The sequence below is a fragment of the Brevibacillus sp. FW301-21C12A genome, from assembly GCF_058788915.1.
The window spans coordinates 44100-63753 of sequence record NZ_JBYTBG010000029.1 but is presented as its reverse complement, the minus strand read 5'-3'; the positions used below and the strand labels follow the sequence as shown (position 1 = coordinate 63753).

General features: G+C 49.4%; 24 protein-coding genes and 2 pseudogenes. 18 read left to right on the top strand and 8 right to left on the bottom strand.

Annotation, left to right across the window (positions count from 1 at the left end):
- On the top strand, positions 1 to 764 hold a 764-nt coding region (locus tag AC3WQH_RS17435), incomplete at its 5' end, for an IS3 family transposase (protein ID WP_492332178.1).
- Positions 765 to 954: 190 nt separating this feature from the next.
- Here the strand turns inward: AC3WQH_RS17435 and AC3WQH_RS17430 are convergent.
- Positions 955 to 1164, bottom strand: a pseudogene (locus AC3WQH_RS17430) (recombinase family protein); the annotation flags it as partial.
- A 156-nt stretch (positions 1165 to 1320) separates the two neighbouring features.
- On the opposite strand from AC3WQH_RS17430, the gene AC3WQH_RS17425 reads away from it, so the two are divergent.
- Positions 1321 to 1521: a helix-turn-helix domain-containing protein gene (locus AC3WQH_RS17425; protein WP_005829819.1), complete on the top strand. Its 201-nt coding sequence runs from the start codon at positions 1321 to 1323 to the stop codon at positions 1519 to 1521.
- 5 nt (positions 1522 to 1526) lie between these two features.
- Here the strand turns inward: AC3WQH_RS17425 and AC3WQH_RS17420 are convergent, their stop codons facing one another.
- Entirely contained in the window at positions 1527 to 2375 is an 849-nt protein-coding gene (locus AC3WQH_RS17420; protein ID WP_005829821.1) for a hypothetical protein, read from the bottom strand.
- Positions 2376 to 2897: 522 nt separating this feature from the next.
- On the opposite strand from AC3WQH_RS17420, the pseudogene AC3WQH_RS17415 reads away from it, so the two are divergent.
- The 6 genes and pseudogenes from AC3WQH_RS17415 to AC3WQH_RS17390 form a co-directional block, all read left to right on the top strand.
- Positions 2898 to 4229 (top strand): annotated as a pseudogene (locus AC3WQH_RS17415) (flagellin N-terminal helical domain-containing protein); the annotation flags it as partial.
- Positions 4230 to 4380: 151 nt separating this feature from the next.
- The gene (locus tag AC3WQH_RS17410; RefSeq protein WP_492332177.1) at positions 4381 to 4740 is read left to right on the top strand and encodes a flagellar protein FlaG; all 360 of its coding nucleotides are present in this window, start codon (positions 4381 to 4383) and stop codon (positions 4738 to 4740) included.
- 16 nt (positions 4741 to 4756) lie between these two features.
- Entirely contained in the window at positions 4757 to 6310 is a 1554-nt protein-coding gene (gene fliD, locus AC3WQH_RS17405; RefSeq protein WP_492332176.1) for a flagellar filament capping protein FliD, read from the top strand.
- 21 nt (positions 6311 to 6331) lie between these two features.
- Positions 6332 to 6712 carry a flagellar export chaperone FliS gene (fliS, locus tag AC3WQH_RS17400; protein ID WP_005829829.1) on the top strand — a complete coding sequence of 127 codons (381 nt, stop codon included), beginning with the start codon at positions 6332 to 6334 and terminating at the stop codon, positions 6710 to 6712.
- Positions 6713 to 6805: 93 nt separating this feature from the next.
- A complete protein-coding gene (locus tag AC3WQH_RS17395) occupies positions 6806 to 7102 on the top strand; it encodes a flagellar protein FliT (RefSeq protein WP_221842369.1) in 297 nt (98 codons plus the stop codon).
- Between the two features lie 89 nt (positions 7103 to 7191).
- Positions 7192 to 7437: a helix-turn-helix domain-containing protein gene (locus AC3WQH_RS17390; protein ID WP_005829832.1), complete on the top strand. Its 246-nt coding sequence runs from the start codon at positions 7192 to 7194 to the stop codon at positions 7435 to 7437.
- 54 nt (positions 7438 to 7491) lie between these two features.
- On the opposite strand, the gene AC3WQH_RS17385 is transcribed toward AC3WQH_RS17390, so the two are convergent.
- Positions 7492 to 7683 carry a putative motility protein gene (locus AC3WQH_RS17385; RefSeq protein ID WP_005829834.1) on the bottom strand — a complete coding sequence of 64 codons (192 nt, stop codon included), beginning with the start codon at positions 7681 to 7683 and terminating at the stop codon, positions 7492 to 7494.
- 150 nt (positions 7684 to 7833) lie between these two features.
- Here AC3WQH_RS17385 and AC3WQH_RS17380 point away from each other — a divergent pair, with 150 nt between their 5' ends.
- The 5 genes from AC3WQH_RS17380 to AC3WQH_RS17360 all read left to right on the top strand — a co-directional run bounded on the left by AC3WQH_RS17380 (position 7834) and on the right by AC3WQH_RS17360 (position 11613).
- Positions 7834 to 8643, top strand: coding sequence for a motility protein A (locus tag AC3WQH_RS17380; protein ID WP_492332175.1), 810 nt, complete (start codon positions 7834 to 7836; stop codon positions 8641 to 8643).
- A complete protein-coding gene (locus AC3WQH_RS17375; protein ID WP_007778016.1) occupies positions 8636 to 9445 on the top strand; it encodes an OmpA family protein in 810 nt (269 codons plus the stop codon). The genes AC3WQH_RS17380 and AC3WQH_RS17375 overlap by 8 nt, the downstream gene beginning before the upstream one ends.
- A 303-nt stretch (positions 9446 to 9748) precedes the next feature.
- A complete protein-coding gene (locus AC3WQH_RS17370; protein ID WP_310670354.1) occupies positions 9749 to 10570 on the top strand; it encodes a basic amino acid ABC transporter substrate-binding protein in 822 nt (273 codons plus the stop codon).
- Between the two features lie 78 nt (positions 10571 to 10648).
- Positions 10649 to 11323, top strand: a complete 675-nt coding sequence (locus tag AC3WQH_RS17365; RefSeq protein ID WP_007778010.1) for an amino acid ABC transporter permease — start codon at positions 10649 to 10651, stop codon at positions 11321 to 11323.
- Positions 11324 to 11415: 92 nt separating this feature from the next.
- A complete protein-coding gene (locus AC3WQH_RS17360; RefSeq protein ID WP_005829843.1) occupies positions 11416 to 11613 on the top strand; it encodes a cold shock domain-containing protein in 198 nt (65 codons plus the stop codon).
- Positions 11614 to 11672: 59 nt separating this feature from the next.
- On the opposite strand, the gene AC3WQH_RS17355 is transcribed toward AC3WQH_RS17360, so the two are convergent.
- Positions 11673 to 12725 carry an HD-GYP domain-containing protein gene (locus AC3WQH_RS17355; protein ID WP_007778004.1) on the bottom strand — a complete coding sequence of 351 codons (1053 nt, stop codon included), beginning with the start codon at positions 12723 to 12725 and terminating at the stop codon, positions 11673 to 11675.
- A 207-nt stretch (positions 12726 to 12932) separates the two neighbouring features.
- Here AC3WQH_RS17355 and hpf point away from each other — a divergent pair, with 207 nt between their 5' ends.
- From hpf to prfB, 4 genes are all read left to right on the top strand, one after another.
- The gene (gene hpf / locus AC3WQH_RS17350; RefSeq protein ID WP_005829846.1) at positions 12933 to 13487 is read left to right on the top strand and encodes a ribosome hibernation-promoting factor, HPF/YfiA family; all 555 of its coding nucleotides are present in this window, start codon (positions 12933 to 12935) and stop codon (positions 13485 to 13487) included.
- Between the two features lie 194 nt (positions 13488 to 13681).
- Positions 13682 to 16201: a preprotein translocase subunit SecA gene (gene secA / locus AC3WQH_RS17345; RefSeq protein WP_005829848.1), complete on the top strand. Its 2520-nt coding sequence runs from the start codon at positions 13682 to 13684 to the stop codon at positions 16199 to 16201.
- A gap of 334 nt (positions 16202 to 16535) precedes the next feature.
- The gene (locus AC3WQH_RS17340; protein ID WP_005829851.1) at positions 16536 to 16985 is read left to right on the top strand and encodes a hypothetical protein; all 450 of its coding nucleotides are present in this window, start codon (positions 16536 to 16538) and stop codon (positions 16983 to 16985) included.
- Positions 16986 to 17121: 136 nt separating this feature from the next.
- A protein-coding gene (gene prfB / locus AC3WQH_RS17335) for a peptide chain release factor 2 (RefSeq protein WP_100228543.1) occupies positions 17122 to 18235 on the top strand; the annotation gives its coding sequence in 2 pieces (ribosomal slippage) (positions 17122 to 17202 and positions 17204 to 18235; 1113 coding nt in all).
- 6 nt (positions 18236 to 18241) lie between these two features.
- Here the strand turns inward: prfB and AC3WQH_RS17330 are convergent.
- From AC3WQH_RS17330 to AC3WQH_RS17315, 4 genes are read right to left on the bottom strand one after another with little or no spacing between them, the layout of a single operon-like run.
- Entirely contained in the window at positions 18242 to 18526 is a 285-nt protein-coding gene (locus AC3WQH_RS17330) for an ATP-binding protein (protein ID WP_369750383.1), read from the bottom strand.
- Positions 18513 to 18677, bottom strand: coding sequence for a hypothetical protein (locus tag AC3WQH_RS17325; RefSeq protein WP_369750382.1), 165 nt, complete (start codon positions 18675 to 18677; stop codon positions 18513 to 18515). Before AC3WQH_RS17325 ends, AC3WQH_RS17330 begins: the two co-directional genes overlap by 14 nt.
- Positions 18619 to 19053 carry a PAS domain S-box protein gene (locus tag AC3WQH_RS17320; protein WP_007777997.1) on the bottom strand — a complete coding sequence of 145 codons (435 nt, stop codon included), beginning with the start codon at positions 19051 to 19053 and terminating at the stop codon, positions 18619 to 18621. The genes AC3WQH_RS17325 and AC3WQH_RS17320 overlap by 59 nt, the downstream gene beginning before the upstream one ends.
- A gap of 38 nt (positions 19054 to 19091) precedes the next feature.
- On the bottom strand, positions 19092 to 19244 hold the full coding sequence (locus AC3WQH_RS17315) for a PAS domain S-box protein (RefSeq protein ID WP_235694635.1): 153 nt from the start codon (positions 19242 to 19244) through the stop codon (positions 19092 to 19094).
- A 139-nt stretch (positions 19245 to 19383) separates the two neighbouring features.
- Here AC3WQH_RS17315 and AC3WQH_RS17310 point away from each other — a divergent pair, with 139 nt between their 5' ends.
- Positions 19384 to 19653 carry a YciI family protein gene (locus tag AC3WQH_RS17310; protein WP_005829860.1) on the top strand — a complete coding sequence of 90 codons (270 nt, stop codon included), beginning with the start codon at positions 19384 to 19386 and terminating at the stop codon, positions 19651 to 19653.
- The last annotated feature ends 1 nt before the right edge of the window (position 19654 follow it).

Here is a 19654-nt window from a genome sequence, read left to right as displayed (position 1 = left end):
ACGGACAACCTGTCAGTGACGAACAAATCAAAGAATGGCTATCCGAGCTGATTGCCGATGAAGAATCTGCTTATGGATATCGAAAGCTTACCGTCTGCCTACGGCGAGACCACCAACTGGTCATCAACAAGAAAAAGGTTTACCGCTTGCTGAAAGAAGAAGAACTCCTGCAACCACAACGACAAAAGAAAAGGAAACATCCTCGAAAGTTGGCAAACAACCGAGAGATTACCGCTCCGAATCAATTGTGGGAGATGGACGTAAAATACGGATTTATCGTAGGAGAACAGCGTTTCTTTTTCCTGATGAGTCTCATTGATGTCTATGATCGAGCGATCGTGGACTACCATTTCGGACTGACCTGCGAAGGAAAACATGCTGCTCAGATTCTCCAACGTGCTTTGTGGAAACGGCAGCAATTCAATTGTGATGATCGCCCTGTTATCCGTACGGATAACGGTCCACAGTTTATTAGCCATGCCTTTGAAGAAGCCTGTCAGCATTTCCAAACGGTGCATGAGCGAATTCCTCCAAAGACACCCAATAAAAACGCTCACATTGAGTCATTTCACAGTGTTTTGGAGAAAGAATGTTTGCAGCGGAATGAATTTCAGAGCTATCAAGAAGCCTATGAAATCGTGACAAACTATCTGCTCTTTTATAATCAGCGACGGATTCATGGAAGCTTGTACGATTTATCACCTGTAGAATTTGGTAAAGCCTTTGCCTTGCAACTCATTACACCATTTGTTGTGAAAGTGTAGTATGGCAAAGGATTGCAGAATGATCCCTACTTCAACCTAGCTGACAAGCAGGAAGGAAAACGTCTGGGGTCAAGTGATCTCCTTGACGCTAGGCGTTTTCCTTCCTAGACTCCTAGGTGGTTGAAGGAGGGAAGAAGCATATGAAAATGCGAGAATAAGGGAGAAAGACTCAAATTTTAAGGGGTTAAACCGCTAGCATGTCCTGAAAGCCCTCCCTGTCCACTTCTAAAGTGTCCTCATCGACTTTAGCCCCACTGATTCCTTCATCTTTGAAGACATGAAGGAGATTCCACCCCTGTTCCTTGCAGTATGTTTCAATCTCATCCTGTTGGTAGGAGAGACTGTAACCGTCCTTGGCTTGTCCTTGTGTAGAGACACGGATATAACCGATGACATTCATTGAGAATCTCCCTCCGTTACGTTAATTCTGATTAATGTAACGCTACTGCGATATAACTACCGTTATTATATATCGGATATGCGATACACACAATGACTGTATCGGTGTAACGTGATATATTTAGGGCAGTAGCTTATTCTATGAGGGAGTAACACTATGCCAATAAAAGTACGATTGCAAGAGATATTGAACAATAAAGGGATGTCACAGCGTGAACTTGCTCGCCTGACAGGTCTCCGCCCGAATACCATTAGCCATCTCTGCTCTAATACGGCTACCAGTGTGTACTTTGACACGTTGGAAATCATCTGCAAGACGTTAAACATTGAATTGCAGGAATTACTTGAACTTGAATAAGATTATTAGCTTGCAAGACCTCGATTGACCGCCCCACAAAGGATGGCACAAGGAACGGTTACCATGTCATCCCAATGCTGTTGCGCCAATAGATTTAAATCCACATGCTGCTGAGCGTCCAGTGCTTTCTTGAGTTCCCTTTTGTGATGACCGCTGAAATCTTGCAGGGTCATATGCTGATGTTGGACAGCTAAAAGCATTGCCCTTCTTATGGGCTTAATGGAAGTGGTTTCCGTAATAATCTTGCAACTGTAAAGTCCGTTAAACTCTGGCGGATGTTGTATCAAATTTTGCAGGATAATTTTCTCTTCTGGACGGTACACGATTTCCATTCGAGTCAGTTCATGTCCGATGTCGATTCCATTCTTCTCAAGTCGTTCCGCCCGTTTGTCATAAACACGGCAGTAACCATGTTGTTGCCGTTGTGACTTTTTCCCATAGTAACGAGTTCCTTCATAAAGGTTCATGCGTCTGCCTGTCAGGGAGGACGTAAACACGTTGGTCATGGGATAAGGAATGTCATAGGCAATGTCGGAACGGACGAACCTGATAGAACTCGATTGGTTCTGTAACGGCAATAACCAACGACTAAAGCGGTTAAGGTGAAGTGGATTGGTCTCGATTTGCAGCGTATGTTTCCTTGACCGCCCCTCGCCCCATTGCTGATAGGAGATGTGCAGGTATTCGTCTGCTGATTCCTTGATATGCAAGTGGTACTTGTAACCCCATTGCTTGATGTATTCCTTGATACCATAGTAATCACACAAGCGTTGCTTGAATGGATTGAAGAAATCCCAATAAACGTCTTTGTACTCAACAACGATTCTGTCGATTGACACTTTGATGGTGCTCATGTGCCTTCCCCCTTCAAATTTTTAACGCGTTTGTTTCTTAATTAGAGTGGGGAGTAGGTGGCTAGCCTTTCACACATGACCTTCCCAATTGATATATGTAAACTGGCACGTTACCAGGTAGTGCTCTCACCGTATCTATCGCAGTAGGGTGGGGGGATAGTTGCGATAAATATTATGAGGTAGCTTCTGCATATTCTTGAAAAACTCCTTACACTATTTAAAGTCGGGGTATCTTGTTGGATAGTTGCGAAACGTGGGGTTATTATTCAAATAGAGCATTAGATTGAGTAAAAACGGGAGAAAGCGAAGGTATACTTTTAGGAAAGGATAATGGAGGTAACTGGTAATAATGAGGGTTTGATGAAGGGGTAAGAAATCCTAAATAGGTTAACTTTTCAAGACGTTACGTACGTACAACTGTTTGACGGTTACTACTCACGGATATTATGAGGTTCATAGGGGAGAAGTCAAAGGGAAGCAATTCATTCGTCACCCACCCCCCCTCTATGATTACATAGTTACACGTATCGTCAGTTGAACACCAACTCTGCTGCTACTAGCAAAAATATTGAGAAATTGTCTTCCGGTCTTCGCATCAACCGTGCAGGCGATGACGCGGCTGGTTTGGCGATCTCGGAAAAAATGCGTGGACAAATTCGTGGTCTGGACATGGCATCCAAAAACTCCCAAGATGCTATCTCTTTGATTCAAACAGCAGAGGGCGCTTTGAATGAAACCCACTCTATCCTTCAACGTATGCGTGAGTTGGCTGTTCAATCTACGAATGATACTAACACTGACAGCGATCGTGGTGAGTTGCAAAAAGAAATCAATCAGTTGACTCAAGAAATCGATCGTATTGCTAATACTACTGAGTTCAATACTAAAACGTTGCTTTCTGGTGACTTCGGAACAAAAGCTGTTTCCGGTACTCCTGCAAACGTAAGTGTAAAATCCGCTCTTGCTGAAAGCATCACATCTGGAACATATAGCATTGAAGTAACGACAGCAGCAGTTAAAGGAACTGAAACTGGTGACGCTGACTTGTCGACTGGTGTAACAATCACAAAAGGGACAAATGACACGATCGTATTGAATGGTACAACCATTACTTTTGAAGCTGGTACTTACACTCATGACCAAATTGTTAATAAATTGAATGAGTACACCAGTAAAACAGGTTTGGTTGCTTCCAAAAACGGTAACAATCTTGAGTTCACTAATACTAAGTTTGGATCTCAAACAAACAGTATCACTGGAAATGCAGCCGCTACACTTATGGGGACTATTACCACCGTTGCTGGTGCTGACGCAGCTATTACCGTAGATGGTGTCGCAGTAACTGTTTCTGTGGATAAGAATGATGGACGAAACCTCACTATTACTGATGGTGCCCTGAAAGGTCTAGTTTTGACAGCTAGCGGTGCAGCTACTTCTACAGCACAACTGACTATCAATAAAGACAAATTGACGATGCAAATTGGTGCAAATGAAGGTCAATCCTTTGATATGACTATTCAAGATATGAGAGCAGCATCTTTGGGTGTTGATGCAATTGATGTATCTACTGCGGCTAATGCATCTAAAGCAATCACTACAGTGAACAAAGCTCTGGAAATCGTTTCTGGCGAGCGCGCTAAACTGGGTGCATACCAAAACCGTTTGGAGCACACCATCAACAACCTGAACACTTCTTCCGAAAACCTGACTGCTGCTGAATCTCGTATCCGCGATACAGATATGGCGAAAGAAATGATGGAACAAACCAAGAACAACATCTTGGCTCAAGCTGCACAAGCTATGTTGGCTCAAGCTAACCAACAGCCACAAGGCGTTCTGCAACTGCTCCGCTAATCGAAATACCCCAAGAGACCTTAGATATCTAAGGTCTCTTTTTTGTCATGCCCACGGAAAGAAATCTCTCATTCGAGGTATATCCTCCTTAAATCCTCCTCCATTTTTTCCGATACATACAATAAGGAGAAACCGGAATGGAGGTTAATACATGGACGTATCTATCAATAGTCAATCAGGATTAGGGACGAAGGCAGCGGGAGTGCCTGTACAGGCAGCGTCTGCAGGTGTACCAGCGGCAAAGGAAAGCAAACCGGAGGCAGAGACAGCTACGCAGCAGTACTCCGAAAAGGAACTCGGAAAAGCGGTAGACGACCTGAACAAATGGATACAGCAAACGCAAAGCACGCATCTCCAATTCCGTCTGCACGAGCAACTCAAAGAATATTATGTGGAAATCGTCAATGACTCGACTAAAGAAGTCATTCGCCAGGTTCCTTCCAAAAAAATTATGGACATAGCGGCCAAAATGCAAGAAATGATCGGGTTGTTGGTTGACGAGAAACGATAGAGAAGGAGGGATTGACATGGTTAGTCCGATTCGTTTTTCTGGTCTCGTTTCCGGACTGGATACGGACAGCATGGTCAAGGAATTGATGAAAGCCCAGCGCGCACCTTTAAACAAGATGCTGCAGAAAAAGCAATTGGAAACATGGAAGCGCGATGCCTACCGCGAAATGAACGCGCTGCTGTTGGATTTCCGCCTGAACACAGTAAGCGACATGCGTTTGCAAGGTCCATACCTGAAAAAAAAGCTCGTATCAGATAATGAAGGTGCGGCTTCGATCAAGCAAGTAGGAATGCCTAATTTGCCTACCTACAAAGTGACGGTAAACACCCTGGCTACAGAAGCCGAGCCAGCTAGAATGGATACGACTACGACAGTGGCAGCAGCCGATTCTGCGAAAAATCTGTCTACTGCGGGTTTGAGCGGATCTTTCGAACTGACGGTGAATGGTACGAAAATTACGATCAACGATACCGATTCCATGGAGAGCGCTGTTAAAAAAATCAATGAACAGACCTCCAAGACAGGGGTAGCAGCAACTTTCTTTAACGGTAAATTGATTTTTTCTTCCACTTCCGCTGGGGAAAATGCAAAAATCAAGCTCGAGTACACAAATGATGACAACGCGAAAGTTTTTGGTCTGTTTGATAGCGGCGTTGCAGCAGGAGATCCGGCAACCAAAGAAGCGCAGGGCCAAAAAAGCATAGACGGATCTGTTACCATTAATGGCGTGACGACCGCAATCAGCAGCAACAAGTTTACTTTTGACGGCATCGAGTTCGAACTGAAAAAGGCAGAATCGTTTACCGTAAGCTCTATGCAAGACGACGAGGCCATCTTCAAGTCTATTAAAAATTTTATTGATAAGTACAACGAAGTCATCGACAAGATCAATAAAAAAATCAGCGAGCCTCGTTACAGAGACTATCAGCCTCTGCTCGAGGAAGAGAAAAGCGCTTTGGATGAGAAGCAAATCGAGAAATGGGAAGAGAAAGCAAAAAGCGGCCTTCTCCTTCGCGATTCTGTCCTGTCATCCGCACTCACGGAGATGCGCCAAATCTTCTCTACGGCTGTAGCAGGCATGGGCGATGAAAAGTTTGATACCCTCGCTGATATCGGGATCAGCACAGCAAAAGCGGATGCCAAGTTCAGCTATGCCAACTACATGGAAAAAGGGAAGCTGTACATTGACGAAGAGAAGCTGCGCAAAGCCATTCGTGAAAACGGCACACAAGTAATGGATTTGTTTACCAAAAATCCGGCGGAGACAACGACAGACAAAGACCAGATGCTACGAGAAACGGGAATTGCCAAAAGACTGTATAACAGTCTGACTGGCATTATGTCTAAAATTACAGACATTGCCGGTTCTTCTTCCATGGGCGATATCTCCGACAGCTACTCCATGGGCCGACAAATGAAAACTCTCACGAAAAACATCAGCACTCTGGAGCTGCGCATGAAGAACATGGAGGAGCGCTACTACCGCCAATTCACCGCTATGGAACAAGCGATGAGCAAGGCAAATTCGCAGAGTAGTTGGCTCGCCCAGCAATTCAGCAGCGGCAGGTAGGATCGAAAGGAGCCGGATATGATGGCCTATCAACAATCGTTACAAGCTTACCAAACGAACTCGGTAAACACAGCCAATCCAGGGGAATTGACGTTGATGCTCTACAACGGAGCGCTGAAATTTCTGAAGCAGTCAAAAGCAGCGATTGCCGAAAAAAAATTCGACAAAGCCAACGAGTACAACAAACGCGTGCAAGACATCGTGGGCGAACTGATGGTGACGTTGGATCAAAAATACCCGATCGCCCAACAAATGATGTCGTTGTACGAATATATGCAAACAAGACTGATTGAAGCCAACCTCAAAAAGGAAACCTCTATTCTGGATGAGGTAGAAGGACTTCTCACCCAATTCCGCGACACATGGAAGCAAGCCATGGTCTTGGCAAAAACGCAAGGGTAGCGGATGGAGATGTCATTTCAACTAACGAGAGAGACAGTCGAGCCGCTATTTCAACAGCTATTGCTTCATTCTCATGATTTGGAGAAAGCCGTCTTGAAGGAAGAAACAGAGCCGGAGGAATGGCTCGAGCTGTTGGACAAACGCGAAGAGGTACTGGGGCAAATTGCTGATGCAATCGATCGGGGATTTGTTCTGCCGCCAGAATGGAATCTGCAGTACGCCACGCCATTTTTGGAGATTGACCAGCGCTTGCTTCCGGTTATGCAGGAGAAGCAGGACGAACTGTCCGAGAAAATCAACCAGATCCAACGCGGTCGAACGGCTAACAAACAGTACGGAGGCTATAGCGGATCTCCGGCATATGGCGCTTTTTTTGACACCAAGAAATAACGGTCATGATACATTTGGATAAGCTCCCTCTTGACTGAATAGGTGCGTGCGTCAATTAGCCGTACTTGTTCGATTCAGGAGGGATTTTTATGCCTGTAAAAGGCCAGAAATTTACGAGTTACACAACCGAATTCAAGCTGAAAGCGGTAAACATGTACTTGGAAGAAGGAATGGGCTACAACCGGGTGACGAAAGAGCTGAATTTAATCAGTAGCTCTTATATCAGAAGATGGGTCAAAAATTACCGGGAGCATGGGATCGAGGGGCTCACAGAGCGCAGAGGAAAAGCAGCAAGGCTCTCCAATGAAAAACCTCACCCCGAAAGAAAGGGATGAGGTCTGGTTAAAGCCGATGGCGAAGAAGGGATTCTTCGCTTTTTTCTTGCCTAATTACACGCTGATATCAATCTGTTTCCCAAGTGTAGGGTGGGGAGCCTGTGTCGTTGCTTGGGCATTGGTAAAATCCTGGAGCATTACCATCGCGCCTGCTGCCTGGGTAGCTTGCGCCATTTTCAGCATGCTCAGGCCTACGGTTTGCTGGAGCTGGCTTACTTGCGCGCCCATAATGGAACTGATATCCATATCGAATTTCCTCCTCTCCTGCCATGTCCATTCTTTACATTTATCGGCAGAGCGAACCTCTGCTATAATAATGGAATTCAAATCAACCGATACACCAATAGAAAACCTCAACCCGCTTTACCAGGAAAGAACGTTAGGAAGGTGACACCATTGTCCACAAAACGCCGCTCACTCGCCTTGATCGGAGCCGTCGTCCTCATTTTCATACACGCCGTTTACATGAACGGCAACCTCGCCGATCTGCTGAACGTGACCGCCATCGAGCTGGTCGCGCTCGCTGTAGTGGTTTCCTACGCGATCAAGCGCAAGCACCTCGACCTGAAAAAAATGATCCGCCTGCTGATTCACGGGCGGGACAGCAACGTCGAGGAGACGATCAAGCGCTTCTACTACTACGCGCTCGTCCAGAAAGAACAGGGATATATCGCGCTTGAGCGCGAACTGCAGCAGGAGCGTGACTCATTCGTGCAGCGCGGCAGCCTGCTGGCGATCGAGGGCGTGCCTGAAGCCGAGCTGCGAATGATCCTGGAGAACGAGCTGAAAGGCGAGCAGTATCGCTACCAACAGGCAGCAGGCTTCTTTCGGCTCATCAGCTTGCTTGCGCCAGGGATGGGGCTGGTCGGGACGCTGCTCGGGATGACAGGGGTGCTCAAATCGCTGGAAGACATGGCACTCACAGGGCACAGCCTGAGCGCAGCCGTTGTCGCCACGCTCTACGGTGCGCTCCTTGCCAACTTGTTCGCGCTGCCCTGCTACTACCGGATGATGGATTTGTACGACCGGGAAATGTTTGAAAAACGGCTGTATATCGAGGGCTGCGTCGGTTTGCAGCGGATGGAGACGCCGCGCCTGCTGTTTGAAAAGCTCAACTCGTTTTTGCCAGGCGACCAGAAGCTGGTGCTCGTCAAAGAGCCTGGTAGCATGAAGGGCACGATTGAAAGGCAGGATCGCTATGCATGACGATCGGTTGTACGATGAGAAAGAGCTGGAGAAAAGCTGGCTCATCAGCTACAGCGACTTGATTACGCTGCTGTTCGTCATCGTCATTATCATCGCGGCGACGCAAATGACGAAGATTCAGACCCAGCGCGAAGCCGCCAAAAAGGAGCAAGCTGAACAGCAGGCCAATCTGAAGCAGGTGCATGAGAGCCTCGATCTGTTGAATTTGCAAAAGCTGGAGCTGGAACGCGAGATTCATCAACTGGAGGGGCAAAAAAAGGCGCTCACAGGCACCATGGATGAAAAAGGCACACAGGAGCAAGAGCAGGCGCAAAAGAGCGTGCCAAAGCCGCCTGTCGGCATGCCGGACACGGGTGAGCGCGATATGGAGACGGTGCACAACCAGCTCTCGTCCGCTTTGGCCGAGCTGAATCTGGACTACGAGGAGACCGAAGAGGGATTGCGCATCCGCCTTCCGGAGAAAATTTTGTTCGCCAGTGGCTCTGCTGATCTCCAGGAGCAGGGGAAAGAGGTCGTAGGCACTGTAGCACGTGTGTTGCAGCGCTACGAGTACAAAGTGAGGATCGAAGGCTACACAGACGACGTGCCGATCTCGCGCAGCGCATACAAGTCCAACTGGGAGCTGTCCTCTGCCCGCGCTATTGCGGTGATGCGGGAAATGGTTGATGCATATTCCTTGCCGGCGTCGCGCTTTACGGTGGCAGGATTGGGAGAATACAGGCCACTCGTGGACAATTCGAACGAAGAGAACCGCGCGCGCAACCGCCGGGTAGAGGTTATTATTTTGGCGGAAAAAGAATAATTCGTATTTTTCAGATAAATAGATCGTTTTCAGGCAGGATTTTTATATACAGGATAGAAGTATATCCGGTGTATACGAATCCTGCCTTTTTGCTGCTAATTCCAGTTCTATACCAAAACTCGACTCCGTAACCATAGTACCAGAGCCGCAGAACGCGCAGGAAAATAGTTATACACAGCTTGTGCACAACGTCATGTGGATAATGTGGATAACTTTGTGGAGAACGCAAAAAACACATGATTTCCATGTGGACAGTGCTGGGGAAAAGTAAGCATACACAGAGAGAAACAAGGGGGATTTTTAATGCGTATCGGGAAAAAGTGGTTCAAGTCTCTTGTGCTGGTCGTAGGCGTGGGGCTTTTGGTCTCAGCCTGTGGATCGGGTGGCCAGCAAAGCTCGGGAAGCGGAACTGGCGCGAGCGGCTCAGGGTCAGGCTCCGGCTCGGGTGAAAAAGTGTACGTGGTAGGAACAGATGCAGCTTATCCGCCGTTCCAGATGCTGGAGGCCGACAAAATCAGCGGCCATGACATTGACGTGATGAATGCGATCGCAGAAGCGGGAGGATTCAAGATCGAGTGGAAAAACACAGGCTGGGACCCGCTGTTCGACGGGCTGGACAAAGGGACGGTGGACATCGGGATTTCGTCGATCACGATCACGGACAAGCGGAAGGAAAAATACGACTTCTCGGAACCGTACTTTGAAGCCAATCAGCTCATTCTCGTAGCAGAAGACTCTCCAGTGACCAAGCTGGCCGATCTGAAAGGCATGAAGATCGGGGTACAGGCTGCAACCACAGGGGAAGAAGTGGTCAAAAAGGCGTTTGGCGACACGTATCAAGGCTTGATGGGCTATGACGACATGCCTTCGTCCGTGGACGATTTCTTCAACGGCCGTGTCGATGCCGTTGTTGGCGATAATGGCGTACTGCAATATTACGTGAAAAAAATCCAAGACAAGAAGTTCAAGCTGATTAAGGACGACTCGTTTGAAAAAGAATACTACGGCATCATGGTGAAAAAAGGCAACACAGACGCGTTGAACAAAGTCAACGAAGGCTTGAAGAAAATCAAGGAAAACGGCAAGCTCCAGGAAATTTACAACCAGTACTTTGGCACCAACTAGTCAATAGCCGGGTGCGTCGCGGGACGTACCCGGTGTTTATTACTCCAGTGCTGACATACACGAAGGGAGGACTTGCCATTGGACTGGAGCGTCATCTATGAATATCGCGAGCTGTTTATCCGAGGCATTATCAATACCATTTTACTAACGGCGGTTGCTACCGTTTGCGGGACCTTTTTGGGGTTGTTTATCAGTTTGGGCAAAATGTCGTCGAACCGCTTTTGGCGGTGGACATGCTCGATCTACGTGGAGCTTTTTCGGGGGACGCCGATGCTGGTGCAAATTTTGCTGATTCACTTCGCCGTCATCCCGTCTATCTGGGGACTGTTTTTTTCGGGAGAGAGCAGTCCGGAAGCGATCTACTCCGGATTCGTGGCGCTGTCGCTCAACGCAGCGGCCTACATCGCCGAGATTTTTCGCGCAGGGATTCAATCGATCGATCCGGGACAGATGGAAGCGGCACGCTCGCTCGGGATGACGAAGGGGCTGGCGATGCGGCTGATTATTTTGCCGCAGGCGTTTACCCGGATGCTTCCTGCCATCGGGAACGAATTTATCGCCCTTTTAAAAGACTCCTCCCTCTGCGCCGTTATTGCGACACCGGAGTTGAATTACGCCGCCATGAACGTGGCGAAGAGCACGTTTGAGCGCTACCCGCCGTATTTGACAGAGGCGGCTGTGTACCTGGTGCTCACGTTGTTCCTGTCGCGGGTAGTCGTAAGAGGATTGGAGAAAAAATATTCAACGAGATAGAAGAATGCAGCTTCTGATTTTGGAGAAACTAGAGGTGTACACACAAAGATTTGTAATCCAAATTTTTACAAGAGAAAGGGTTGTGCTGTTTCATGCAAGGCAAAGTAAAATGGTTTAACGCAGAAAAAGGTTTTGGTTTTATCGAGCGAGAAGGTGGCGACGACGTATTTGTCCACTTTTCCGCGATTCAGTCGGATGGTTTTCGGACATTGGAAGAAGGACAAGCTGTAGAATTTGATATTGTGGAAGGCGACCGCGGGCCGCAAGCAGCCAATGTCGTCAAACTGTAAATCATATCGCTGACAGCAAATCCCCCTGGCCAACATCAGGCTCGGGGGGATTTTTACGTCTAGCTAATCATTCGGGTGATGGTAAGCGCGCGATGCTCGCGCAAATCCAAAAACTCGTCTCCTCGGCGAACGAGTGGACGCATCGGTTCATCGGTATGAATCATAATGATTTCGACGTGGTCTCCATTGCTGAGCAACGCCTGAGAGCCGACGTAGAGCAAAATAATGTACTGGATAAAACGCGAAACGATCAAAGGGTTCAGTTGGCCTTGGCATGCCAGCTCCCACAATACGTTGGCAGCGTGAAAGGGAGAGGTACCGCGGCGGTAGACGCGGTCTGTGCAGATAGCGTCGAACACGTCAGCAACGCTGATGATCTGGCACTCCAGAGGGATGTCTTCCTTTTGGCAGCCATGAGGATAGCCGCTGCCATCCAGGCGCTCGTGATGCATGAGAGCGCACCTGGCGATCCACTCGTCAGCGTCCTCCATCGACAGGAGCAGCTCGCTGCCGTAGAGGGTGTGCAGCTTCATGATCTCGTACTCTTCATCGCTCAAGCGATCGGGTTTGGACAAAATCTCGTCGGGAATCATCATCTTCCCTACGTCATGCAAGAGACCGGCTTGTCCCAAGCGGTAGATTTCGTCCTGGGGTCGTCCTGCGATTTTACCGATCAGGGCAGCTACGATTCCGACATTGAGAGAATGGCGATAGGTGTAATTTTCCGTGCCTTCCTTGATGTAGAGGAACCGGAGGAAGCCCATTCGCTGGAGCACTTGGTCCAGCAGAGGATAAAATGTGCTGTTGAACTGATGCAGGGGAGGAACAGAACCTGTAGCGATCTGTTTGAAAAGGTGCTCGGTTTCTCTGACTGCTGCAATGTACTCGCGGGCAGCTTCTGCCTCGTTCCAATGCAGAATGGGCAAAGGCTGCTCGGGAGCTTCCGACGCAGAAGTGACGTGCACAGCTTGAATGTGGTGTGCCTCCAAAAGTCGAATGTCACTCAGGTGAAGGACTGCCCCGGCGGGCAAAAGAAGCAGGCCGTACTCATTGTAGACGTCTTGCGCGAGCGTAGTACCAATAATGGAATGAGAAGGTTTCACCTCTGCCATGAGGATTCCTCCAGTGCGATGACGACCGCGATATAGGATTGAGTGACTACCCTCTCTATTATAACATAGGGAAACTAGCGAGTATTGGTAAAATTCTGTCGATTATTGCCGGATTGTAAAAATTTCACTAAGATTTTTTTTAGCTTGGAGCAGGATTAATTACAGGGGTGCCGAATACCTATATATAGACGGAAGGAGGTTGGAACCATGAAATTTAATATTCGTGGAGAAAACATTCAAGTCACCGCAGCACTGAAAGAGTATGTGGAAAAGAAAGTCGGCCGTCTCGAAAAATATTTCGAAACTACACCTGCAGATGTACAAGTTACCATGCATGTACATCGTGGAGAAGGCACAATCGAGGTAACAATCCCGCTTGCCGGGGTGATTATCCGAGCAGAAGAAACACACGAGGATATGTATGCCGCTATTGACCTGGTGGCAGAAAAGCTGGAGCGTCAAGTTCGCAAGCATAAAACGAAACTGATGCGCAAGCTGCGGGTTGATTCCGCTGCGAAAGTCGGACAGCGCGATAGTCAGCCAGTAGCTGTGATGATACCAGATGTCGATGAGGAAGATGTTGACATTGATATTGTCAGAACGAAGCGTTTTGACCTGAAACCGATGGATGCGCAGGAAGCCGTCATGCAGATGGATATGCTGGGACACAGCTTCTTCGTTTTCCAAAACAGCGATACCAACGACGTCAGCGTGGTGTACCGCCGCAACGATGGACGCTATGGTTTGATTGAACCGAAATAACGAAACTTTACATTTCTTTACTCGTATAAGACTAGGGAGTTGCTTTTGGCAACTCCCTTTACTTGTGTATATGAGCTTCTATTTGTTAAAATAGCTTTTTAGAAAGTATTATTTTCGTAGAATCGGTATCCTTTTTTCTGGCGCGCCAGGTGGTGCGATATTTTTGTCCGGAAGCATATGGAAGGGGTGTCCTCATGTTAGGACTCGTTAAAAAGATATTTGGCGACAGCAATGAACGTGAAGTGAAAAAGATGTTTAAGCGCGTGGAAGCGATCAACGCGCTCGAACCAAGCATAGCAGCGCTTTCCGACGAGCAACTGCGGGAGAAGACCGCAGAGTTCAAAGCCCGGCTGGCCCAAGGGGAGCAGTTGGACAAAATTTTGAACGAAGCATTTGCCGTTGTGCGCGAAGCATCGAAGCGGGTTTTGGGCATGCGCCACTTCGATGTCCAGTTGATTGGCGGTATGGTGTTGCAGGAAGGCCGCATTGCCGAGATGAAAACCGGTGAGGGGAAAACCTTGGTGGCTACCTTGGCGACCTACCTCAACGCTCTACTTGGCAAAGGCGTTCACGTCGTAACAGTGAACGAATACTTGGCAGAGCGCGACTCGCGGATCATGGGCCAACTGTACAACTTCCTCGGTCTGACAGTCGGCCTGAACAAAAACGGACTGAGCCCGGAAGAAAAGCGGGCCGCTTATGCTTGTGACATTACGTATGGTACGAACAACGAGTTCGGCTTTGACTATTTGCGCGACAACATGGTTCTGTACAAGGAACAGATGGTGCAGCGCCCGCTCTTTTTCGCCATCATCGACGAGGTGGACAGCATCCTGATCGACGAGGCGCGGACGCCGCTGATTATTTCCGGATCGGCAAACAAATCGACAGAGCTCTACTACATCTGCTCGCACTTTGTGAAGCGGCTGGAGCCGGAAAAAGACTTTACGATTGACGAAAAGCTGAAGATCGTCAACCTGACAGACGAAGGTGTGGGCAAGGTCGAGAAAGCTTTCAACATCGACAACCTGTACGATACGGCACACATCACCTTGAACCACCACATTACAGCGGCATTGAAAGCCCAGGTCCTGTTCAAGCGCGACGTAGACTACGTGGTGCAAGAGGGCGAGGTTGTGATCGTCGACGAGTTCACGGGCCGTCTGATGGTGGGACGCCGGTACAGCGACGGTTTGCATCAGGCGATTGAAGCCAAGGAAGGTCTGCGCGTGCAGAGCGAGAGCATGACGCTCGCTACGATCACCTTGCAAAACTACTTCCGTATGTATGAAAAGCTTGCCGGTATGACCGGGACGGCGAAAACAGAGGAAGAAGAGTTCAAAAAGATTTACGGTCTGGACGTTGTCGTCATTCCAACGAACAAGCCGGTCATTCGCCAAGACTTGCCGGACCTGGTTTTCAAAACCGAAGCTGCCAAGTACCGTGCGGTTGTGAACGACATCGTCGAACGTCATAAAAAAGGCCAGCCGATTCTCGTCGGTACGATTTCCATTGAAAACTCGGAGCGGCTGTCGCACATGCTGAAGCAAAAAGGCGTTCCGCACAGCGTGTTGAATGCGAAGCATCACGAGCGCGAGGCGGAAATCGTCGCGCGCGCAGGTCAATACGGTGCGGTGACGATTGCTACCAACATGGCCGGTCGCGGTACGGACATCCAGTTGGGCGAAGGCGTAGCGGAATTGGGCGGCCTGCACATTATCGGTACAGAGCGTCACGAGAGCCGCCGGATCGACAACCAGTTGCGCGGTCGTGCCGGGCGTCAAGGGGACCCGGGTTCCTCCCAGTTCTTCCTGTCGATGCAGGATGAGCTGATGCGCCGCTTTGGTGCCGACAATATCATGAACATGATGGATCGTCTGGGCATGGAAGAAGACATGCCGATCGAGAGCCGTCTGGTTACCCGTGCGGTAGAATCTGCGCAAAAACGTGTCGAAGGAGCCAACTTCGATGCACGGAAAGGCGTACTCCAGTACGACGACGTGATGAACCAGCAGCGCCTCGTCGTTTACAAACAGCGCAAAGACATCCTGGAGCAAGAAAACCTCAGCGATGTTGCGCTCAACATGATTTACAGCGTGCTGGAGCGTGCTGTCGAGCAGCATTGCCCAAAAGAAGAGGTACCGGAGGATTGGGACCTGCAAGCATTGGCCGATGCGGCGAACAACGGCTTCCTGCACGATGAAACCATTACCGTCTCCATGCTGAAAGGCAAGGAAGCAGAGGAAATCGTCGAGTTGCTGAAAGCCGAAGTCGTCAAACAGTACAAAGAGCGCGAAGCTCAAATCGGCGAGATGATGCGCGAGTTCGAAAAAGTGGTCATTCTGCGCGCTGTCGACAGCAAATGGATGGATCACATCGACGCGATGGATCAACTGCGCCAAGGGATTCACCTGCGTGCTTACGCGCAAAACGATCCGCTGCGCGAGTACCAGTTCGAAGGCTACGAGATGTATCAAGCGATGCTGGCTTCCGTACAGGAAGAGGTGGCCATGTACATCATGAAGGCCGAAGTGAGCCAAAACCTGGAGCGCCAGGATGTCATCCGCGGCCAGGGCATCGACCCGAACCAACTGCAGACGTCAGGCCCATCCGACCGTCCGGACCCTGAGACGTCTGGCGATGCCGACCCGAAAAACCGCGCGCAGCGCCGTGCCCAGGAGCAGGAGCGCCGTCGCCAAAACAAAAAACAGTAAGGCATAGCCTACATTAGCCAGCAATCAAAGCATTCCTCTGCACAGCGGCCATTTCGCTGCGGGAGGGATGCTTTTTCTTTTCCAATCGACAGCAGATGCTCCGTTGCAGCGCGGTTGCGCCGTTTGTGTAGACCTGCCCAAGAGATTTTCTTACTGTTTCCTGACGCCTAGACAGTATTCGTCCCGATCTGTTCTTCCTCGTCTGTTATGGTCGGTCTATTTGTCTAACACTGGTAAAAGTCATCGAACGATTCAGGTGGAAATGTTCGGAAAAATCCATAGAATCATAAGTACAACACTTTTTACCAAATACACGGGGACGGGGGAATGAACAATGAAAGCGTCAGTCAACGTGATGGGCATACAAACCAAAAACATGATGGAGAGAATCGGGAAGACATTGAAAGCTGTACTGAAAGCGGCAGCGGAGCATAAAAAAGTAAAATGGATTACCAAAGAAGAAAGAGGGGAGGAGCCTAAAGTATTCACAGCCGAAGACCCTGTCTTCTATGAAGAACGACTGAAAACGGAGATACCGGAGCCGAACTGGACGCCAGGCGTGCTGATCTCGCCGAAAGGCATGCTGGATCAGCCGCAGCAAAGTCCGGCGGCTGCAGGGGAGCGGAGGCTCAGGCAAGCGCGAATGAAGCAAAACATCCGCAAGCGTGAGGCGCGGATTCGCCAGTCGCATCTGTCCGTGGTTGCGGCGCCGCAGACGGAGAGCAAACAACCACATGAAATCCGAGACTTGAGATCCTCGCCATCACCGCCAATGGCTACATAGGCGCTACATAGGCAGGACAGATGCCAGGCAAGCGGCGAATCACGCTTTTTACGCACGGCAGGTTGCCAGGTTTGCGGATCTGGCGAATTACGTTACAATAAACTTAGCTTACGTAAAGAGAAGGTGACTCGCAAAAATGGCATTGATCGATATTGCGGACGTCAAACAAGAGATGTCCAGTATGGCTAAACGTTTAGCGGATATCAGGGGGTCTCTTTGACCTCCCTGTAAAACAGGAGCGGATCGGCGAGCTGGAAGAGCGCATGCTGGCTCCGGACTTCTGGGATGACAACGAGGCTGCGCAGAAAACAATCAGCGAGCTGAACGCCATCAAAAGTCTCGTCGAAACGATGAGCAAGCTGGATTCCCAGTACGAAGACCTCCAGTTGATGCTGGAGCTGGTCATCGAAGAAGGTGACTCGTCGCTCATCCAGGACTTGTATGACAGTACCCAGGAGCTGAAAAAGTCGTTTGAACGCTTCGAGCTGGAGCTGCTTTTGAGCGATCAGTACGACAAAAACAATGCGATTCTTGAGCTGCATCCGGGAGCGGGTGGAACCGAATCACAGGACTGGGCTTCCATGCTCTTGCGAATGTACACACGATGGGGGGATGCCAAAGGCTTTAAAGTCGAGACCTTGGACTATTTGCCCGGGGATGAAGCAGGCGTAAAAAGCGTGACCCTCCTGATTAAAGGGTACAACGCCTACGGATATCTGAAATCGGAAAAAGGCGTGCACCGCCTCGTGCGCATTTCTCCATTCGACGCGTCCGGGCGCCGTCATACATCTTTTGTATCATGCAACGTTCTCCCCGAAATCGAGGACGACAATGCCGTAGACATCCGCACGGAAGACCTCAAGATCGACACCTACCGTTCCAGCGGTGCGGGTGGTCAGCATATCAACACGACCGACTCCGCTGTCCGGATTACCCACTTGCCGACGGGCATTGTGGTTACATGCCAAACCGAGCGCTCGCAAATTAAAAACCGGGAGCGAGCCATGAAAATGCTGACGGCTCGGCTGTTCGAGAAAAAGCGGGAGGAACAGGAAAAAACATTGGCTGCCATCCAGGGTGAACAAAAAGATATCGCCTGGGGAAGCCAAATCCGTTCCTACGTCTTCCACCCGTACAGTCTGGTGAAGGATCACCGGACCAACATGGAGGTAGGAAACGTTCAGGCAGTGATGGATGGCGAGATCGACGTCTTCATCGACGCGTATCTGCGCGCGCAGATCAAACGCTAGAGCTGTTTACAGCCCCTCTCTGCTGCAAGGCTTTTGCTTTTGCAAAGAAATGACGACCGTCGTGCCCTCGCCAAGCTCGCTCGTGATGTCGAGCGAGCCGCCGTGGTCGCGAATGATTTTGGTGCTAACCAATAGCCCCAGACCTGTTCCGGTTTCTTTTGTACTGTAAAATAGCTCTCCCAATCGCGGAAGCAGCTCCTCGGGTATCCCGTCGCCTTGATCGGATACCCGAATGAGGACGTTCTGATCGTTCTCGACTACCGCGATCGTGAGAATCTCACCTGACGGCATGGCTTCCATGCCGTTTTTTATGATGTTGATAAACACTTGCTTGATCTGGTATTCCTCGCAAGAAATAAGCGAAGTAGCCGTGGGAAATTCGTTCAATTTCGGAAAGCGTAATTTGCAAGTAATGACGGTTGGTAATCGGCTCGCTCTCCATGAGCTGGAGAAACCCTTTCAGCGAGGTGAGCGGATTGCGGATTGCGGATTTCATGCGCGATCCCTGCCGCCAGCTCGCCAAGGGCGGAGAGCTTGTCCGAGTAGCGCAGCAGCTCCTCGGAATGGCGCCGTTCTATAATGTCGCGGGCGACGATCACTGTATTTTTCACTTCGCCATCTGCTCCGATGTCGAGCGTTCCTTTGAACTCGAACAGAAGCATGCGGCCGTCCGGGTGAGGGTAGATGTATTCAGCGTCCAAAGGTGTTTTTTCCACAATCATCTGCAAAAAGTCACGTCTGGCAGCCTCTCTCTGCTCAGGCTGAATCAGGATGGAAAAATGCCGGAGCAAAATATGAGAGGCTGGCAAGCCGAGCACGGATTGGATCGAGGGCGAAGCGTATGTAATGTGGCCGTTCAGATCATGCGCAACAGCTCGGAAGCTGCATAGCCCAGTAATTGCTCGGCTGCGGCGTTGACGCCAGTAAGGTTGCCATGCATGTCGATAATGTAAACAGCATCGGGGTTATTCTGGAAGAGAGAAGTGTATAACTGCAACTGCGTACCCATACGTGACCACCTTTCTGTCGCTTCTTGCTTCATTTCAAACGTTCGCTGTAGATCGGAAAAATCCTACCTGTGCCAAAGTCCCGATTGGCAAATATGTTATACTGCAAACAAATACGCAAAATAAGGAGAGGACGCACACATGTTGTATGTCGCTTTGTTGCCGATTGTCGATCAGGAATTGAACGCGAAAATCAGACCGGCTCATTTAGAGTATATCAACGATTTGTACAAGCAAGATAAAGTGTTTATGGCAGGTCCGTTCACGGACAAGCAGGGAGGCATGGTCATCTACAAGGCCGCGTCCCTGGAGGAAGCGCGCAAACTGGCGGAAGGCGATCCGGTTGTGGTGGAAGGCGCACGGACACTGGAACTGCGGGAGTGGAATCCGCTTGAGCTGCCCTTGACCTAAA

Bases quoted from the DNA above. Each gene is read 5' to 3' on its own strand.
- AC3WQH_RS17425 (WP_005829819.1), top strand. From the start codon at position 1,321: ATGCCAATAAAAGTACGATTGCAAGAGATATTGAACAATAAAGGGATG.
- AC3WQH_RS17420 (WP_005829821.1), bottom strand. From the start codon at position 2,375: ATGAGCACCATCAAAGTGTCAATCGACAGAATCGTTGTTGAGTACAAA.
- AC3WQH_RS17410 (WP_492332177.1), top strand. From the start codon at position 4,381: ATGGACGTATCTATCAATAGTCAATCAGGATTAGGGACGAAGGCAGCG.
- fliD (WP_492332176.1), top strand. From the start codon at position 4,757: ATGGTTAGTCCGATTCGTTTTTCTGGTCTCGTTTCCGGACTGGATACG.
- fliS (WP_005829829.1), top strand. From the start codon at position 6,332: ATGGCCTATCAACAATCGTTACAAGCTTACCAAACGAACTCGGTAAAC.
- AC3WQH_RS17390 (WP_005829832.1), top strand. From the start codon at position 7,192: ATGCCTGTAAAAGGCCAGAAATTTACGAGTTACACAACCGAATTCAAG.
- AC3WQH_RS17385 (WP_005829834.1), bottom strand. From the start codon at position 7,683: ATGGATATCAGTTCCATTATGGGCGCGCAAGTAAGCCAGCTCCAGCAA.
- AC3WQH_RS17375 (WP_007778016.1), top strand. From the start codon at position 8,636: ATGCATGACGATCGGTTGTACGATGAGAAAGAGCTGGAGAAAAGCTGG.
- AC3WQH_RS17370 (WP_310670354.1), top strand. From the start codon at position 9,749: ATGCGTATCGGGAAAAAGTGGTTCAAGTCTCTTGTGCTGGTCGTAGGC.
- AC3WQH_RS17360 (WP_005829843.1), top strand. From the start codon at position 11,416: ATGCAAGGCAAAGTAAAATGGTTTAACGCAGAAAAAGGTTTTGGTTTT.
- AC3WQH_RS17355 (WP_007778004.1), bottom strand. From the start codon at position 12,725: ATGGCAGAGGTGAAACCTTCTCATTCCATTATTGGTACTACGCTCGCG.
- hpf (WP_005829846.1), top strand. From the start codon at position 12,933: ATGAAATTTAATATTCGTGGAGAAAACATTCAAGTCACCGCAGCACTG.
- secA (WP_005829848.1), top strand. From the start codon at position 13,682: ATGTTAGGACTCGTTAAAAAGATATTTGGCGACAGCAATGAACGTGAA.
- AC3WQH_RS17340 (WP_005829851.1), top strand. From the start codon at position 16,536: ATGAAAGCGTCAGTCAACGTGATGGGCATACAAACCAAAAACATGATG.
- AC3WQH_RS17330 (WP_369750383.1), bottom strand. From the start codon at position 18,526: ATGCCGTCAGGTGAGATTCTCACGATCGCGGTAGTCGAGAACGATCAG.
- AC3WQH_RS17325 (WP_369750382.1), bottom strand. From the start codon at position 18,677: ATGGAGAGCGAGCCGATTACCAACCGTCATTACTTGCAAATTACGCTT.
- AC3WQH_RS17315 (WP_235694635.1), bottom strand. From the start codon at position 19,244: ATGGGTACGCAGTTGCAGTTATACACTTCTCTCTTCCAGAATAACCCC.
- AC3WQH_RS17310 (WP_005829860.1), top strand. From the start codon at position 19,384: ATGTTGTATGTCGCTTTGTTGCCGATTGTCGATCAGGAATTGAACGCG.